15 protein-coding genes are annotated in these 16689 nt (G+C 46.2%); all 15 read left to right on the top strand.

The window, feature by feature from the left end:
- The first annotated feature begins 21 nt into the window (after nucleotides 1-21).
- Complete coding sequence (locus ABWW58_RS14940) at nucleotides 22-294, top strand: hypothetical protein (protein ID WP_353869868.1); 273 nt, start codon at nucleotides 22-24, stop codon at nucleotides 292-294.
- A 261-nt stretch (nucleotides 295-555) separates the two neighbouring features.
- Nucleotides 556-1875: a UDP-glucose dehydrogenase family protein gene (locus ABWW58_RS14935; protein ID WP_353869867.1), complete on the top strand. Its 1320-nt coding sequence runs from the start codon at nucleotides 556-558 to the stop codon at nucleotides 1873-1875.
- 39 nt (nucleotides 1876-1914) lie between these two features.
- Nucleotides 1915-3150, top strand: a complete 1236-nt coding sequence (locus ABWW58_RS14930; protein ID WP_353869866.1) for a glycosyltransferase — start codon at nucleotides 1915-1917, stop codon at nucleotides 3148-3150.
- Nucleotides 3147-4574: a lipopolysaccharide biosynthesis protein gene (locus tag ABWW58_RS14925; RefSeq protein ID WP_353869865.1), complete on the top strand. Its 1428-nt coding sequence runs from the start codon at nucleotides 3147-3149 to the stop codon at nucleotides 4572-4574. Before ABWW58_RS14930 ends, ABWW58_RS14925 begins: the two co-directional genes overlap by 4 nt.
- 198 nt (nucleotides 4575-4772) lie before the next feature.
- On the top strand, nucleotides 4773-5390 hold the full coding sequence (locus tag ABWW58_RS14920) for a sugar transferase (protein ID WP_445783446.1): 618 nt from the start codon (nucleotides 4773-4775) through the stop codon (nucleotides 5388-5390).
- A 37-nt stretch (nucleotides 5391-5427) separates the two neighbouring features.
- A complete protein-coding gene (locus ABWW58_RS14915) occupies nucleotides 5428-6363 on the top strand; it encodes an NAD-dependent epimerase/dehydratase family protein (protein WP_353869863.1) in 936 nt (311 codons plus the stop codon).
- A 23-nt stretch (nucleotides 6364-6386) separates the two neighbouring features.
- A complete protein-coding gene (tuaE, locus tag ABWW58_RS14910) occupies nucleotides 6387-7868 on the top strand; it encodes a teichuronic acid biosynthesis protein TuaE (RefSeq protein ID WP_353869862.1) in 1482 nt (493 codons plus the stop codon).
- Nucleotides 7869-7871: 3 nt separating this feature from the next.
- Complete coding sequence (locus tag ABWW58_RS14905) at nucleotides 7872-8549, top strand: YveK family protein (RefSeq protein WP_353869861.1); 678 nt, start codon at nucleotides 7872-7874, stop codon at nucleotides 8547-8549.
- A 19-nt stretch (nucleotides 8550-8568) separates the two neighbouring features.
- Nucleotides 8569-9339: a teichuronic acid biosynthesis protein TuaG gene (tuaG, locus tag ABWW58_RS14900; RefSeq protein WP_353869860.1), complete on the top strand. Its 771-nt coding sequence runs from the start codon at nucleotides 8569-8571 to the stop codon at nucleotides 9337-9339.
- Nucleotides 9340-9360: 21 nt separating this feature from the next.
- On the top strand, nucleotides 9361-10518 hold the full coding sequence (tuaH, locus tag ABWW58_RS14895) for a teichuronic acid biosynthesis protein TuaH (protein ID WP_353869859.1): 1158 nt from the start codon (nucleotides 9361-9363) through the stop codon (nucleotides 10516-10518).
- Nucleotides 10519-10823: 305 nt separating this feature from the next.
- Nucleotides 10824-11618, top strand: coding sequence for an adenosylmethionine decarboxylase (gene speD / locus ABWW58_RS14890; protein ID WP_218143241.1), 795 nt, complete (start codon nucleotides 10824-10826; stop codon nucleotides 11616-11618).
- A gap of 13 nt (nucleotides 11619-11631) precedes the next feature.
- Entirely contained in the window at nucleotides 11632-13080 is a 1449-nt protein-coding gene (locus ABWW58_RS14885) for an aminotransferase class I/II-fold pyridoxal phosphate-dependent enzyme (protein WP_353869858.1), read from the top strand.
- Nucleotides 13081-13085: 5 nt separating this feature from the next.
- Entirely contained in the window at nucleotides 13086-13937 is an 852-nt protein-coding gene (gene speE, locus ABWW58_RS14880; protein WP_353869857.1) for a polyamine aminopropyltransferase, read from the top strand.
- Between the two features lie 215 nt (nucleotides 13938-14152).
- On the top strand, nucleotides 14153-15337 hold the full coding sequence (locus ABWW58_RS14875; RefSeq protein WP_353869856.1) for an RNA-guided endonuclease InsQ/TnpB family protein: 1185 nt from the start codon (nucleotides 14153-14155) through the stop codon (nucleotides 15335-15337).
- Between the two features lie 142 nt (nucleotides 15338-15479).
- Nucleotides 15480-16679 carry a saccharopine dehydrogenase family protein gene (locus tag ABWW58_RS14870; protein WP_353869855.1) on the top strand — a complete coding sequence of 400 codons (1200 nt, stop codon included), beginning with the start codon at nucleotides 15480-15482 and terminating at the stop codon, nucleotides 16677-16679.
- Nucleotides 16680-16689: the final 10 nt, after the last annotated feature.

Genomic DNA, 16689 nt, shown 5'->3' with positions numbered 1-16689 from the left:
AACAGTCACGGGAGGATAATGATGAGCAACCGATACGCGATCTATGAAGAATATGATGGCAAGCTTACGATTCCGATCACTTTTCGGCTGCCGAAGAAAATCGTTGAGGCTGTCTCCATCCGGGATGCGGTTAATGCCTTTTCACTGAGTCATAATCTAGAAATCGTCCGTTATAACGAGCTTCCTGAAGATGACGCGCGCGTCCGTTTTCGCAGAACAAATTTATTCGGCCAAAGCAGCGACTTCGGTTATTATTTCAGGATGCTCAAATATGGAGAGTTTATTGAACAGTAAAGCCCGTTTTCTCGAACATGAGAAAGCGGCTTTTTTTTTGAAAGGAAACGAAACGATTAAAGCTCTTCGTCATTTTCTGCAAGAGGAGTCTAACAAAAACAAAAAAATTCCGAGCGCCATCCGGTGATGAAAACTTAACTGAATCTAAGTGTTTCCTTAATATTCTCTTTACGTGTGAAAGTCATAATGAGAACCAATGCATGATTTCCATAATTCAAGGATATTTTAGTAATTAAAGAGGCAGAATGTGAGGGGACACATATGAAGATCGCAGTCATAGGTACAGGGTATGTTGGATTGGTGACGGGTGTTGCACTTTCTGAAATTGGTCATACAGTCACATGTATTGATGTTGATCCACGAAAAATCGAGGAACTCAATCAAGGAATTCCAACAATATATGAACCAGGACTTGGCGAGATGATGCTGAAAAATCAGCAACGCAATCGCTTGCGCTTTACTGATCAGCATCGCGCGGGTCTGGAAGGTGCGGAAGCTGTTTATCTTGCGGTCGGAACCCCTCAGCGCGCAGATGGTTCGGCGAATTTGCAGTATGTAGAACAGGCGGCGCTGGATGTCGCGGAGCATATACAAAAATCGGTAATTGTAGTCATTAAAAGCACGGTTCCGGTTGGAACGAATCAACGAATAAAGCGGTTGATGATGCAGCGTACGCGTCCCGGTGTTTCGATTAAAATTGCTTCTAACCCGGAATTTCTTAGAGAAGGTTCGGCGATTCACGATACATTCCATGGGGACCGAATTATTATTGGGACTGAAGATTATGAAACTGCCCGTGTGTTGGAAGAAATCAATGCGCCGTTTGGCATTCCGGTAGTGAAAACGGATTTGTTCAGCAGCGAGATGATCAAATACGCCTCGAATGCGTTTCTTGCGACAAAAATAAGTTTTATTAACGAGATTGCAAATCTTTGTGAGAAATTAGGCGCGGATGTTGAGGAAGTCTCCAAGGGGATGGGACTCGACCACCGCATTGGAAACGCATTTTTAAAGGCGGGCATCGGCTACGGCGGCTCTTGTTTTCCCAAGGATACCAATGCGTTGGTGCAGCTTGCGGGCAATCATCACCACGACTTCAATTTGCTGAAGTCAGTCATTGAGGTCAACAATCATCAACAATGCCTCTTGATCGAAAAAATGGTGGCGCGATTCGGCTCTCTCCATGGCAAACGGATCGCTGTGCTTGGTCTCGCATTCAAACCGAACACTGATGATCTTCGCGAGTCACCGGCGCTTGTTATGATACCGAAACTGGTTGAACTCGGCGCGGATGTCGTCTGCTATGATCCAATCGCTGCAAATCAAGGCGCAAAATGGATCAGTGAACCGGTGGCTTATACAAAAAATGTCGCAGAAGCATTGAGTGGTGCGGACTGCGCGGTGATCATTACCGATTGGCCGGATATTAAGCGCATGAATCCGGAGACCTATGTCCGGCTCATGCGCACGCCGATCGTGTTCGACGGACGGAATTGTTACCCAATTCCTGTGGCACGCAAGGCGACTATCGAGTATTATTCCATCGGCCGACCGGATGTGGTTCCTGAAATCAGCAGGTAATGCGGCGCGCCGAATGTCATAAGTTGATGGAGAAGTCGGATGAAGATTCTGTTTCTTGTCGGAGAGTTTCCAAAGCTCTCTCAGACGTTCATAGTAAGTCAAATCACGGGGTTGATTGATGCCGGACATGAGGTGACGATTCTCGCCAAGAAAAGTGATGGAGGATCAAAAGTTCATCCGGATGTCCTGAATTATGATCTGCTCAAACATGTCGTTTATTATGGCGATGCGGCGCATTCGGAGAATCGATGTAAGAAGGGTTTGGCGTTCGGCCGAGCACTATGCGCGCACATGGTTACCCGTATCTTTAATCGACAGTACAAAGGAGCGGTATCATTCAAGGATCTGTGCAAATTGCCGAACTTGATTCTGCTCGTGCGTACGCTCAATCAAGTAGATTTGACGGATCGTGCGATTATTACGGCGCATTTCGGGCCGAACGGACTGCTTGCGCAGAAATGCATCGAGATGGGTTTGCTTAACGGAAAACTGTTCACCTTTTTTCATGGCTATGACATGTTGCGCTATGTAAAGCAAAAGGGGAGGAATGCGTATCAAGATTTATTCCGTTCGCCCTCACTCATTTTGCCAATCAGTGATTTCTGGCGCAGACGGTGTATTGAACTCGGCGCGGATTCGTCCCGAGTCATCGTGCACCACATGGGGATTGATTTGCTTCGCTTTGGCAGTCATCCTGCACAGCTGACGAAACCGGTGATCCTCGTTTCAGCGGCCCGTTTGGTTGAGAAGAAAGGATTGGAATATGGCATCGAAGCTGTCGGTCAATTAATTACGAAGGGGTACGCCATCCGTTATTATATCGCGGGTGACGGTCCCTTGAAGGACAAGCTTCAAAAGCAAATTGAAAAAAATAAGCTGACGCGGCAAATTCGTCTGCTTGGATGGAAAACGCAAAACGAATGGATTGAACTGATGACGGATGCGCAGATTGTGCTTGCTCCGAGCATCACTGCGAGTGACGGAGATATGGAAGGGATACCGGTGCAATTGATGGAAGCGATGGCGATGAGGAAAATCGTTGTCTCAACAGTACACAGCGGCATTCCCGAGCTCATCCACGACGGAGAGAACGGTTGTCTCGTTACCGAGAAAAATTCAGATGCACTTGCGGATGTATTGGAGCGGCTTATTCGTTCACCTGAGAAATGGAGCCGGATCACGCAGAACGCGCGTCAAACGATTAAGACGGAATTTAACAGTCAAAAGTTAAATGCGGAGCTGATTAAGCTCTTCAATGAAAAGAGGGCAAAATGAAAGCATTTATTAAACGACTGCTTGCTTTTTCAATTGGCCCTGCCGGTGGCGCGCTGATCGCTTTTATCACGATTCCGGTGACGACGCATTTTGTGTCGCCGGCCGAATACGGCAAGGCGAGCATGTTTGCACTCACGCTAACCATGTTGTCCACTGTTCAATATCTGGGCATCGATCAAGCCTATACCAGAGAATTTAATGAGGTGAAGGACCGGGAAGCACTTTTTTTGCACGCGCTGCTGCTGCCGCTCCTGTTCGCCTTATTTTTATTAGGCATGATTGCTTTTAATCTTGGCGCGACCTCTCATTTCCTTTTTGGAGCGCGTGATCAGTCTACGGCTTCGCTTTTACTGGGTGTTTCGCTGATCTTTATCACCTTTGAGCGTTTTATTCTGCTGTCGATTCGCATGGAAGAAAAAGCGCTCGCTTATTCTTTATTTACAATTTTTATTAAACTGACGGTTTTAGCCGCAACTTTACTTTTCGTTCTGATGATCCGAACGGATTTTCTCGCAGTTGTTTATTCGGCTGCAGCAGGTCAAATTATTGGCGACGCGTTTCTGCTCATTCGTTGCCGTGCCTATTTTAAAATTCGCGCCTTTCACTTTGACCGGGTATTGCTGCGCCGCATGCTGGTTTTTGGTCTGCCGCTTGTTGTCGCCGCATCGGCCTCCACCTTGCTCAATTCCGCGGGAAGGCTCGCGCTGAGGGTGTGGGGCAGTTTCTATGATATCGGCATGTTCACGGCGGCGCTTAAGGTTGCGGCCGTTCTCGCTGTTGTCCAATCCAGTTTTACCAGCTTTTGGGTCCCTACGGCTTATCGTTGGCATAGCGAGGGGCAGTCCATCCGCTTGTTTCGCGCGGTCAGCGAAGGCGTACTTCTTTTCATGTCGCTTCTCTATTTCGGCGTCATTCTTTTTAAAGATCAATTGATGCTGCTTTTATCTCCGCAATACGTGCCTGCGGCGGGACTGCTTGGCTTGCTTTGCCTGCAGCCGGTTTTATATACAGTCAGTGAAACCACAACGCTCGGCATCGTTTTTTCCCGTAAAAGTTATCTGAATATCTGGGTCAGTCTATGTTCACTGCTCCCGTGCCTGATCATTAACAGTCTTGTTGTTCCGCGTTTTGGCGCAATTGGTGCGGGGCTCGCAACCGGAGTTTCTTATGTCCTGTTTTTTTGGAGCAGAAGCTATTTCTCAGCGAAAAACTGGAGCGGATTTCCATTAACAACACATTATGCGGTGATGCTCGTGCTTCTAGCGGCGGGAATTCTCAATACTTCTCATTTCCCATTCATGCTTTTGGCAAATTTGGGCATGCTTTTACTAGTCATTCTCATTCAGAGTGGTTCGATCCTATCGATTTACAGAAAATGGCGCGCGGCGCGGCGGACAAATGATTCTTCTTCCATTTCTTCTTAGCGATGGAGATTGGCTCACTTTGTGATCATTTCTGAAAAGTCGAGGGACATATTTACACAACCTTTAATAAACCACCACAATTGCTACATAAACGTTCTCTATAATTGAAACAAGTTCTGAAGAGCAAGTAATCGATGAACTGGAGAGGTGTTTCATGTGAAGGCGGAAAAAGAAATAGGGGTTTATAGCGGTTATTCGATGATGACACCGCCAAGCGTCGTTCTCCCTGAGGGCGTAAAAACGTATCTTCTGATCAAGAGGGGTTTTGACCTGATCTTCGGATTTCTGGGTTTGGTGATTACCGCGCCAATTGTTTTTGTTTTTTCACTACTGATTGTCTTAGAGACACCAGGGTCGCCCTTTTATGCTCAGGAACGTGTCGGAAAAGGTGGAAAAACGTTTCGGTTGATCAAGCTCCGTTCGATGCGCAAGGATGCCGAGCGTGCAGGCGCGAAATGGGCGGAAGCACATGATCCGCGCGTAACTCGAGTCGGTCGGTTCATTCGCAAGACGCGTATTGATGAGCTGCCTCAATTCTTTTCCGTTATCAAAGGGGACATGTCGCTGATTGGTCCAAGACCTGAGCGGCCAATGTTCACAGAAAAATTTGATCACGAGATTCCCGGGTTTAAAAAAAGGCTGCTCGTGAAACCGGGATTGACGGGACTTGCGCAGGTCAGCGGCGGTTATGATTTATCACCAAAGGAAAAATTAGTTTATGACTTAGCGTATGTGCGTAACTTATCGCCCGCGCTTGAGTGGAACATTTTGCTGCGCACGGCCAAGGTATTGGTGACCGGCGACGGCGCCCGATAAAACACGTCACGAACGATGAATATCAGGAGGTATTTCCATGGAAAAAGTACTGGTTACCGGCGGAGCCGGATTTATTGGTTCTCATGTTGTTGAAGCATTGCTGAGACAAGGTTACGCGGTCGCTGTCATGGACAACTTTTCAACAGGTCATCGGGACAATATCGCCGATCTGCCTGTTGACTTATATATTTGCGATGTCGCCGATCCGGCGGTTATTAACGTGATTCAAGCGATTCATCCGAATTATATCGTTCACTTGGCGGCGCAGATCAGTGTCTCAAATTCGGTCGCCGATCCGCTTTTCGACGAACGCACGAACGTGACTGGGTCGCTGAACGTGATGAACGGTGCACGACTGGCGAATGTAAAGAAGATTGTCTTTTCATCATCGGCAGCTGTCTACGGCAATCCACTTGAGATTCCAGTGACCACACAGCATCCGACGAATCCCGAATCCCCCTATGGATTAACAAAATTGACAGTTGAGCATTACTTGCAGATGTTTGAAAAATTTTATCAGCTTTCCTACGGTATTCTGCGTTTCAGCAATGTCTACGGACCGCGTCAGGATGCAGACGGAGAAGGCGGCGTCGTGTCGATCTTTTCAGATCGAATTCAAAAAGGCACACCGCCGATGATTTATGGTGACGGAGATCAAACACGAGATTTTATTTTCGTAAAAGATGTTGCCTCGGCTGTAGTCGCTGCTCTTTCTGTAAAAGAAAGCCTGCGCGTCAACATATCGTCGCAAACGGCAATCAGCATCAAGGACCTTTTCCAAGTGATGAAGGAAGTATCAGGCTCAGATCTTGATGTGTATTATGGACCAAAACGAAACGGGGACATCAGGCACAGCGTTCTCTCCAATCAGCGCGCAAAAGAACTTCTGAATTGGGAACCCAAAGTCACTTTAGCAGACGGGCTCCGAATGACACAGCGTTCATTGAAGCGCAAAAAGCGGGCCGCTGTCTAATCTCGAGAACGTGGAGGCGGACAATGACGGCAACTTCATCAGTTTATGGAAAAAACCATTCAGGCGCGAGTCGAGCGGTCATTGTATCAATGACGATTATCACGGCGTTGCTCGCAGCCCTTATTGGTATTTATTGGATTGAAAATGTGTGGATTCAGATGCTTCTGACCATGGCATGGACCATTTTCTTAGTCATTGCTCTTCTTTATTTAAAAGAACATGCAACGCGTAAAATCCTGCTCTTAAGTATGATGTATCTGCTGATTGCGTCGACTTTTTTAAATCAAGCGCTGCTCAGTATTTCCACTGGTTTTTTCACGCTTTTTGTTTATCGGCTGCTTTTGATTGGCAGTACTGTTGTTTTTTTGGCACATGCGGGGAAGATCGGCGGCTTCTACGTGCAGTGGAAGTCAATGCAGGTAAAGGGAACACTCTTTTTCCTTCTCTTTTGGCTCGCTTACGCCGGGACTTCTCTACTTTGGTCTTGGTCGGTTGTAGAGGGGGTTAAATATCTGCTTCTACTGGGAATTGGCCTTTTATTTATCTTTTTGGCTGTCTTTACATTCACCCGTGTCCGGCAAATGATCGCGTTTCATAGCATTTGGCTGCTGATGAGCACAGCGCTGATCGTGATCGGACTGGTCAATCATTTTGCGCGCATTCAGTTGCCGACGTCGACATTATTTGGGGGACCGGAGTATAAACAGGCCTATCCGACTGCTGTGTTTACGAATCAAAATGATTTCGCGACACTGCTTGCGATCTCATTCTTTTTTTATTTAGCGGCGGGCAGAAATTATCGGAATCGATTGTTTCGCTTCTTTTGCTTTGTCCTTGCGGCATTAGCGTTTTGGCTGATTTACTTGACCGAATCACGCGCCAGCTTGCTCGGTGTTGCGGCCGGCAGCGCTCTCTACCTCTTTTTAATGATTCCGGAAAAGAGAAAGAAGGCAGTGCTGTGGATGGGTTTTATCGCAGCAGGCGGCGGGTTGCTCGTATTATTTGGAAAACTGCTTGAAAAATGGCAGAGCTTTTGGAGCTTTACGGCAGGCTATGTGGTGAATGAAAATCCGGCATCTAATTCAGTCCGAGTGCATTTACTGCAAAGCAGTTGGCATTATTTAACAGAATCGTTTGGCATGGGGGTAGGTTCCGGCAATCTTGCCGTTTACCTTGAGAACCGTCCGATTCTGAACACGGATTCTATTTTCGAAGTGCATAATTGGCTGGCAGAGATAACGGGTAATTTCGGTTTTCTTATAGGCGCGGGTTATCTCGCCATGTATCTTGCTCTTTTTAGTTCATTAATGAAGGTGTATTCAATACATGCAGGCAGAAAAACTCGGTTGCTTGTGGAGACATGTCTCACGGCTCAGATCGCGTTCTTGATTTCCAGCATCAGTCCGAGCTCGGTCAGTAACCTGTATTTTCACTGGGTTTTTCTTGGCTTTGTGATCTGCACGGTGTCCGTTCTTCATCAATCGAAACAGTCAGGAGAGTCGTAATTAATGAGTGTGTTTAACCATGTGGCAGAGCGATTAAGAAAGCATTTATGGATTGTGATTGCGTTGCCTATTCTTCTTGGAATTACCGGATGGCTGGTTCCGATAGGCAAAATGCCTTCTTCGTTCGAGGCACAAACAACGATTCAATTGGGTTCCTATATGAAGGATGAGTATAACGATCCCAATCAAGTAGCCATTATTCTTTTGAATGCTCCATTTTTTGAAAAGCATTTGCAGGAACTGTGGAATGAGCGGCAACAGGCTCTATTAAGTCAAGTGACTATCAGCGACCTGTCCAATCATTTGATTCAGATTCGTTACCGAGGAAAAGATGCGGATGACGCGATGGATGGTGTCAATGCGGTGACGCATGCGTTTCTCACTGAAGATCAGACACGATTTAATCAGAAGGATAAGATTATTGATCAGGCTATTGAACGTGTGAAAAAGGAAAATATCTCAGAAAGTGAAGCGGTCGAACGCGCACGCTTTCTTTACAAACTTCAGTTAGAAAAAGCGAACATGAAACCGGCTCAACTGCTCGAGCCAGCTCAAAAGGGAAGCGGTACACGTGTATCGGCGCTCTCCTCCAAAAAAAGAGCGGCGCTCGGCTTTATGATCGGCGTCACATTTAGTGTGATCGGCGCCGCTTTGCCGGAGTTTGTGCGTAGAAAGGAATAAGGCAGGAGGCGGCAATACCATGGCGATTGAACAAGCACTGGTTTCCATTATTACACCAACCTTTTGTTCGGAGAAGACGATTGAGAAAACAATCCGTTCTGTGCGTGAACAGACATATCCGCATTGGGAACTGATTATTATTGACGACGCGTCGACGGATCGGACGCGCGAATTGCTGCAAGAGGCTGCGAAGAAAGACAGCCGCATAAAACTATTATTTTTGCGGGAGAATCGTGGTGCGGCATTCGCAAGAAATAGAGCGCTTGAACTCGCTCAGGGCCGTTACATTGCTTTCCTTGACAGCGATGACTGCTGGAAAACGAAAAAGATTGACGAACAATTACGATTTATGGAAATGCATCACTACGCGTTTACCTTTACGGGGTACGAGTTAATGGACGCCGACGGACATTTGCTGAATAAATTGATCGCCGCTCCGTCCCGTGTGACCTATAAACGAATGTTGAAGAATACCATTGTCGGTTGTCTGACCGTGATGATTGATCGACAGCAGATCGGCGATTTTCGCATGCCTGATCTGCGCTCCCGTCAGGATCTGGCGACATGGCTGTCCTTACTGAAGAAAGGCACCGTTGCCTATGGGCTGAATGAGACATTAGCTGAATACCGAATCAGCGGTAAAGAGTCGCTCTCAGGGAACAAATGGAAGGCGGCTAAGAAAACATGGTTTGTATACCGACGCGTTGAACATTTACCGCTCCTTGCGTCATGCTGGTATTTTGTCAACTACGCGACGAATGCGTTCATTAAGCGTTTTATCAGTATTTAACTCGTGAAGGGAACGAATGCTTTGAAGACGATACATGTTGTCATCGGCGCAGGAACATGGAAACAGGACGGCTTGCGTTATCGACGTCATCGTCTTGCCGAATTTCTCGCGTCGCGTCCGGAAACGCAGCGCGTATTTTGGCTTTGTCCCGCGCCACGTCCATTATCCAATCGGAGGGTAGGCAAAGCCGGTAAAATTGAACAGTGGGCAGTGACTGATGTGCTCCCGCAAAAAGTATTTCGATTCGGACGATACTTGTCGCTTTTTCATAAACGACGACTCAGTGAATTTGTGGGCGTGCTTGAATCGTTAGCCAATCATGATCATGTCTGCTTATGGTATACATTCCCAGGTTTCCCGATTCTGAAAGATCTCTTTCCATGGGATCATGTCGTGTATGATCGCAGTGATCTGTGGGCGGCTCCAATCAGCGGACGAATGTCCTTTGTCGCCAAGCTGAGACGGCGGGTGATCGCTCAGGCGGAACGACAAATTGTGAACCGGGCGGATTTAATTTTTTGCACCTCTGACTATCTGCACAAGGAAACGGTGCGCAACCTTCCCGCAGAAAAACGTGACCGTGTCCGAACAATCGAAAATGGTGTGGACTATCAACTTTTTTCGGAAGATGCTGAACAAGTCATGGGTGATACGGGGAAGACTGTTCTTGGCTATATTGGAGGACTCAAACCGAAGCTTGATTTCACGCTGCTCAATGAAGTGGCCGGGAGAAGACCGGGATGGCAGATTCTGCTCGTCGGGCCGGATGGAACGCAAGGTGATCCGGAATTCGCTCATTTGCTTGAACGGGATAATGTGATTTGGATTGGCGCTGTGCCGCCGAATGAGGTGCCGCATTATATGAGGCGCATATCTATTGGGCTGATGCCATACAAATCGTCTCCATATAACAGTGCGGTCTTTCCACTCAAATTATTTGAGTTTCTTGCCGCGGGAAAAGCAGCGGTTGGCATCCATTTACCGTCAACGAAAAAATATGAACAAGATTCCGTATATGCGTGCCTCACAAGTTCGGAACCGCAGCAATTGATTCAGGTCTGTGAGCATTTAGAAAAGGTTAAGGATGATCCGGAAGCGATTCGCAAACGTAAGGAGCTTGCGCAATCAAAAGATTGGTCAAAGATTTTTGAAGAAATGCTTCGCTGTGCAGTTAAATAGCAAATCTTTAGTTCTCTAACAATAGACAATTATTCCCGCGGCTGATTGCCGCTTTTTTCGTTGATTTCGTGATTCTTCAGTTGTTACACTATATATAGAAGAAACACGATTCACATTTTGATTTAAGCACTTGACTTAAATGCACTTGTCTATATAATTAAAATAGAATTTTTATCGGATTTTTGCCGACACTAGCGAATGAATCGAGTTCTTTCGTTAGTACTAATCATGGACTTTTTTTCCTCTTAATTATTAAAATGCGATGTCATAATCATGAGTAACCGAGAAAGGTTGTGAGGATAGGGTTGGAAAATAAGCTGAAATTGTACGGCTTTAACAATCTCACGAAGTCGCTGAGCTTTAACATTTATGATGTGTGCTATGCGAAAAGTGAACGTGAGCAGCGAGACTATATTACTTACATTGACGAGCAGTACAATTCAGAGCGACTGACCCATATTCTCTGCCGAGTGACGGAAATGATCGGCGCCCATGTCCTCAATATCAGCAAGCAGGACTATGATCCCCAAGGCGCTAGTGTGACTATTTTAATCGCGGAGCAGGAATTTCCCAAGGATAAAATCGACCGTTCATGCAATCTTGGCCAATATGCCGATACCGTAGTCGGGCATCTGGATAAAAGCCATGTGACGGTGCATACGTATCCGGAATTCCATCCCGGCAACGCGATCGCGACGTTCCGCGTCGACATTGATGTGGCGACCTGCGGAGAAATTTCTCCTTTAAATACACTGAATTACTTAATTGGCAGTTTTGACTCCGATATTATAACGGCGGATTATCGTGTGCGCGGGTTCACTCGCGATATGGACGGCAAGAAATTGTTCATGGATCATCCGATGACTTCAATCCAAAACTATATTGATAATGAGACGCTTGATAAGTATGATGCCGTGGACATTAATGTGTACCAGGCAAACTTGTTTCATACCAAGCTGCTTATTAAAGAACCGGAATTACAGAATTATTTGTTCAATCGGGATGTGCTTGAGATACCGCCAAAGGAGAGACTAAAGATTAGCAATAACCTCCGTAAAGAAATGATTGAGATCTTTAGTGGGGCAAATATATTTGATTAGTGGAGCAGAGAATATGACACATTTATCGCAAGAACATGCGCCGGTGCTTGAGGCGCTGAATCGTTATAAATCCATGCGAGTCGTTCCTTTTGATGTGCCGGGTCACAAGCGTGGTAAAGGAAATCGAGAGCTGACTGAATTTCTGGGTGAGAAATGCCTGACGGTGGATGTCAACTCGATGAAGCCGCTCGATAATCTCTGTCATCCAGTGTCCGTGATCAAGGAGGCCGAGGAGCTCGCAGCTGAGGCGTTCGGCGCCAAACATGCTTTTTTCATGGTTAATGGAACGACATCCGCGGTTCAAAGTATGGTGATGTGCGCGTGCAAGCGCGGCGAGAAGATCATCATGCCGCGCAACGTGCACAGGAGCGCCATCAACGCATTGATTCTAAGCGGGGCTATTCCGGTTTATGTGAATCCTGGGGTGAATCATGAACTTGGAATCTCACTTGGCATGTCTGTGGCCGATGTGGAACAGGCAATACTGGAGAATCCGGATGCGAAGGCCGTGTTGGTCAATAATCCGACTTACTACGGGGTTTGCTCCAATTTGAAGGCGATTACTGAGCTTGCGCATCAACATCATATGCTTGTGCTCGCCGATGAAGCACATGGCACCCACTTCTATTTTGGTGAAGGGCTTCCGGCTTCCGCAATGTCGGTGGGCGCGGACATGGCCGCAGTCAGCATGCACAAGTCAGGCGGCTCTCTGACACAGAGCTCGCTGCTTCTTGTCAACGGATTAAGCGAAGGCTACGTGCGCCAAATCATTAATCTGACACAGACAACAAGCGGTTCGTATCTGTTGATTTCTTCTCTGGATATTTCACGGAGAAATCTCGCGCTAAGAGGCAAGGCTATTTTTGATAAAGTCGCCAAAATGGCTGAATATGCACGCACCGAGATTAATCAGATCGGAGGCTACTACGCCTATTCACGTGAACTGATTAATGGTGATTCGGTTTACGATTTCGACCGCACAAAGTTGTCGGTACTGACACTCGATGTCGGGCTTGCGGGCATTGAAGTGTATGATCTCTTACGTGATGAGTACGACATTCAAATTGAGTTCGGCGACATAGGTAACATTCTTGCCTACATCTCAATTGGCGACCGGATTCTTGACTTGGAGCGTCTTGTTTCGGCGCTGTCTGAAATCAAACGGCGCTACGCTAAGGATCGGGCAGGCATGCTTAGTCAAGAGTATATCCGGCCGCAAGTGGTGCTCGGTCCGCAGGAAGCCTTTTACGCGGAAAGCGAGCCGACCCCGCTAGACCAGAGTCTCGGCCACATTTGCGGCGAGTTTGTTATGTGCTATCCGCCGGGCATTCCGATTCTCGCGCCTGGTGAAAAAGTGACAGCTAAAGTGCTCGAGTATATTCAATATGCAAAGGAAAAAGGCTGCTTCCTGACCGGTACTCAGGACAGCCTGGTGAACCGAATACAGACCGTGAAGGAGTGATCGGATTGGAATTGTGGTTTACAGAAAAGCACACGGAAAACGTAACTTTTTCTATAAAGGTTGATCGTCAGGTCTATAGCGGACAAAGTGAGTTTCAGCGCATCGATCTATTCGACTCATTGGAGTTCGGTCGTTTTTTGACACTTGACGGTTACATGATGCTGACGGAGAAGGATGAGTTTATCTATCATGAAATGATCGTCCATGTGCCGATGGCTGTTCTGCCGAATGTTAAAAAAGTGCTTGTCATTGGCGGCGGCGATGGCGGAGCGATCCGCGAACTCGTGCGCTATCCGGAAATTGAGCAAATTGATCTAGTGGAAATCGACGCCCAGGTCATTGAAGCATGCAAAAAATACCTGCCGCAGACTGCCGGTAAGCTGGATGATCCGCGGGTGACGATTCATTATGCTGACGGTCTTAAATTTGTTCGCTCAAAGCAGGATGAATATGATCTGATCATTGTGGATTCGACCGACCCATTCGGTCCCGGTGAGGGGCTGTTCACAAAAGAGTTTTATGGAAATTGCTACAAGGCACTGACGGACACCGGGGCTATGGTTAATCAGCATGAGAGCCCATTCTATCCGGTCGACGCCGTGGCGATGCAGCGCGCTCATAAGCGGATCATTGACTCGTTTCCAATCAGCAGAGTCTATCAGGCGCATATTCCGACCTATCCGTCCGGTCACTGGCTGTTCGGATTCGCATCAAAGAAATACCATCCGGTCGATGATTTTAACGCAGCTGCTTGGAAAGCGCGCGGCATGAGGACCAAATACTATAATGATAAAATTCATGTCGGTTCCTTCGCGCTGCCGAATTATGTGAAGGAATTGCTTGAAGAAATGGAATAAGGCTTGTTTGTCGATAATGCGTGTAATGTATGGACAGGCTAAATTTAAGAAGAAACTAAACGCTGACTCATTCATTGGTAAATATTAACTAATACGGTACATTGCATACACCTTATAAAGGAAGTGCCTATACCCTTTTATCGGATATACGGACGACGCAAGTACAAGAAAAAATAGAAAATGATTAAAATCTTCACTAATGGAGCTGAAGGAAGGTGATCAAAACACATAAAATCAAACTATACCCTAACGCAACCATGAAGCGTCAACTTGACCAATTGTTCAACTACCATAGATATTGTTGGAACTTGGCTCTTGAAACATGGAACACTCTGTATGAATTACATTTATTTGACAAAGAAAATAATAAAAAGCCTAATGAGTACGCTGTGCGAAATGAATTAGTCGTACACAAAGAAGATTGGCAGTTTGGATTATCCGCCAGAGTCTTGCAACAATCCGTAGCATCATTAAGCAAGGCTTGGAAGAACTTTTTTAATCCACAAATGCCTCACCATGACCAGCCGAAATTCAAGTCAAAGAAGTTGAGCAAGAAATCATTTACTACGGATCGAGCGAAGATTAAGAACGGCAAGTTAATACTTGATAAGCCTCGCGGTATAAATGTCTTATGGTATGGCATTAAGATGGCAGAATCACCACGATTCGAAGGACAAATAAAGATGGCTACACTTGTCAAAGAAGCAGATGGTTTATACGCATGTCTCAGTATCGACACGAACGACAATGAGTTAAGCGAAGGTAAAGCTGTTGCAGGCGTTGATGTAAATATAGGGTACTTTAATTACAATGATGGCAAAATGATCAGCACTTTACCTGATCATTTAATTAAATTATATGAACGCATCACGCATTACCAAAGACTTCTCGCTCGAAAAAGAGTCTCGAATCCGAATCAGTTCAGAAGTACTAACTATCGTAAAGTGAGAACCAAACTTAAACGATCGTACCAAAGAATTGCCCGGATTCAAGAAGATCTTTTAAAGAAGTTTGTCCATCAATTAAGCGCGGATTTCCACACGATCTGTATTGAAGACTTGGATGTCAATCGGATGAGGATGAATAAGCGTCTAGCGAAGAACATTCACCGTTCCATGTTTCGTGAATTTAGAGACATGATCCACTACAAAAGTGAATGGAAAGGTAATCGCTTCGTTGTGGCAGATCGTTATTACCCGAGTACACAAAGATGCTCACATTGCGGTCATGTTAAAACAGGAGCAGATAAAATGACATTGCAAGGTGATGCCATCTATCACGATCATCATACGTACCGTTGTTATGAATGCGGAACCGTGATGAATTGTGATGAAAACGCAGTAAGCAATTTAATTCACTACGCAGTAGGGCTTACTACTGAGGGTGCACAATCCACCTAAGAGGGTTCGAGAGTTGGTCCATGTGATAAGGTGTCCCTCACCCATTCAGAATACCAATGATGACAGGACTGACTAAAATGGAAGATACACAAATAGATGATGTGTATCTGATTGAATACATTATAGAAAGCAGGCGTTTAATTTGGGTAAAGCATTAATTATCGGCGCGGGCGGTGTCGCGGGCGTTGTGGTACATAAATGTTGTCAGAACTCGGACGTGTTTGAAGAAATTTGTATTGCAAGCCGCACCGTTTCAAAATGTGACGCGCTCAAGGCAAAGCTTGATGGCGGAAAGACGAAAATAACGACGGCGCAAGTAGACGCGAACAATGTCCCCGAATTGATTGCGCTGATTGAACGAGTGAAACCGGACATTGTTATTAATGTTGCGTTGCCTTATCAAGATTTAACGATTATGGACGCTTGTCTGGCGACCAAAGTAGACTATGTAGATACAGCCAATTATGAACCGGAAGATACCGCGAAATTTGAATATAAATGGCAGTGGGCATACCGTGAACGCTTCAAAGAAGCAGGTATTACCGCCCTGCTCGGCAGCGGATTCGACCCTGGCGTGACCAGTGTATTCTCCGCATATGCGCAGAAACATTATTTCGATGAAATTCATTCGATTGACATTCTTGACGCCAACGCCGGTGATCATGGCTATCCATTTGCGACAAACTTTAATCCGGAAATCAACATTCGTGAAGTGACGGCAAACGGAAGTTACTTTGAGAACGGTAAATTTATTGAAACCGAACCGATGTCCATTAAATCCGTCTATGATTTTCCTCAAATTGGTGAAAAGGATATTTATTTACTGCATCATGAGGAAATGGAATCACTCGCGCTCACTATCAAGGGCATTAAGAAAATCCGTTTCTGGATGACTTTTGGGCAAAGCTATCTCACACATCTTAAGGTTTTGGAAAATGTCGGAATGACTTCGATCGAACCAATCGAATTCGAAGGAAAACAGATTGTTCCGTTGCAGTTCCTGAAAGCCGTATTGCCGGATCCGGCCTCACTCGGACCGCGAACAAAAGGCAAAACGAATATCGGCTGCATCTTCCAAGGCATTAAAGACGGCAAGCCGCGCACTTACTACGTCTATAATGTCTGTGATCATCAAGAATGCTACAAAGAAGTCGGCTCTCAAGCGATCTCTTACACAACCGGCGTTCCGGCGATGATCGGCGCTTCGATGGTGATGACCGGTAAATGGAAACGGCCGGGCGTGTTCAATATTGAAGAGTTCGATCCGGATCCGTTCATGGACGCATTGAATAAATTTGGCTTGCCGTGGCACGAAGATTTTGCTCCGGCGCTGATTGATTAAGGAGTCTGTG

The sequence above is a fragment of the Sporolactobacillus caesalpiniae genome (assembly GCF_040513385.1).
Lineage (GTDB): Bacteria > Bacillota > Bacilli > Bacillales > Sporolactobacillaceae > Sporolactobacillus.
The sequence above is the reverse complement of the archived record's forward strand: the minus strand, read 5'-3'. Positions and strand labels throughout refer to the sequence as shown.

Coding starts and splice junctions, on each gene's coding strand:
- ABWW58_RS14940 (WP_353869868.1), top strand. CDS start 22: ATGAGCAACCGATACGCGATCTATGAAGAATATGATGGCAAGCTTACG.
- ABWW58_RS14935 (WP_353869867.1), top strand. CDS start 556: ATGAAGATCGCAGTCATAGGTACAGGGTATGTTGGATTGGTGACGGGT.
- ABWW58_RS14930 (WP_353869866.1), top strand. CDS start 1,915: ATGAAGATTCTGTTTCTTGTCGGAGAGTTTCCAAAGCTCTCTCAGACG.
- ABWW58_RS14925 (WP_353869865.1), top strand. CDS start 3,147: ATGAAAGCATTTATTAAACGACTGCTTGCTTTTTCAATTGGCCCTGCC.
- ABWW58_RS14920 (WP_445783446.1), top strand. CDS start 4,773: ATGATGACACCGCCAAGCGTCGTTCTCCCTGAGGGCGTAAAAACGTAT.
- ABWW58_RS14915 (WP_353869863.1), top strand. CDS start 5,428: ATGGAAAAAGTACTGGTTACCGGCGGAGCCGGATTTATTGGTTCTCAT.
- tuaE (WP_353869862.1), top strand. CDS start 6,387: ATGACGGCAACTTCATCAGTTTATGGAAAAAACCATTCAGGCGCGAGT.
- ABWW58_RS14905 (WP_353869861.1), top strand. CDS start 7,872: ATGAGTGTGTTTAACCATGTGGCAGAGCGATTAAGAAAGCATTTATGG.
- tuaG (WP_353869860.1), top strand. CDS start 8,569: ATGGCGATTGAACAAGCACTGGTTTCCATTATTACACCAACCTTTTGT.
- ABWW58_RS14885 (WP_353869858.1), top strand. CDS start 11,632: ATGACACATTTATCGCAAGAACATGCGCCGGTGCTTGAGGCGCTGAAT.